Annotated in this window: 1 protein-coding gene; it reads right to left on the reverse strand. The window is 33.7% G+C overall.

The window, feature by feature from the left end:
* Window positions 1-4: 4 nt before the first annotated feature.
* Window positions 5-946 (reverse strand): polysaccharide biosynthesis C-terminal domain-containing protein (locus tag BCT81_RS03305; RefSeq protein ID WP_102423237.1); only part of this gene is annotated, 942 nt, incomplete at its 5' end.

The raw sequence follows: 946 nt of genomic DNA on the forward strand, positions 1-946 counted from the left end.
TTCCTCAACTAAACCTAAACCACGTCTTTAGGCCTGTAAGACGATATACATTATAAGCCATGATAATATTCCACAGAATTAGACTCGTAGAAATAGAGATAGCTGCTCCTATTTCATGGTATCTAGGCACTAAAACTAGTAATAAAAGTAATGTGACAAGTAATGTAAAAAGCTGAGTCTTGAGTGTATAGCTTTCGTTACCCGTCATGTTTAGAACCATTCCAACAGAGCCTGATAAAATATTAAAGATCTGACCAAAGCATAAAATAGTTAACAATTTAGAAGAAGCTCCGTACTCATCCCCAAACAAAAGTCCAATCAAATACTCACCAAAAAAAATAAGAAGAAAAGCAGCTGGTAAAGATAAATAAGAACTTAATTTAACACTCTCATCCAATAACTTTTGGGTTTTGAGTAAATCACCTTTATGATATAAACGAACCACACGAGGCCCTGTTACAGCACTGGCTGTTTGTAGTCCAATAGCTAGAACAGCCCCCCCTTGACTCGCAACTTTAAAAAATGCAACAGATTCACTATTACTAAATATACCCAGCGCTAAAATCCCCAATTCATTATTCATTACTCCAACAACGACTAATAGAGTAAAAGGAAGTAAAGATTTGTGCCAACTTTTAATATTGTAGGCACGATGTTGATTAATGACACCTTCTTTATTAAGAACATACTTAAGTAAAATAAAACCCACTAAACATGCAATAGAAGCAGTTATAACTTGCATGTACACAAGCGAAAGTGAATCCATTTTAATACCAAAGAAAAATAAAAATAGCACCAGGATCAACAAAATGAATGGAGCTAGTATCATACTAGGAAATTGTGAAAGTTCGGTATATTTAAACGCATTTATGACTGCAGATTGCCTAACGAGTAAAGCTCTAATTGGTATTAGAACAATACCAATAATTAATAGACTATTAATATC

This window comes from Vibrio sp. 10N.261.52.A1, from assembly GCF_002876325.1.
Taxonomy (GTDB): domain Bacteria; phylum Pseudomonadota; class Gammaproteobacteria; order Enterobacterales; family Vibrionaceae; genus Vibrio; species Vibrio chagasii.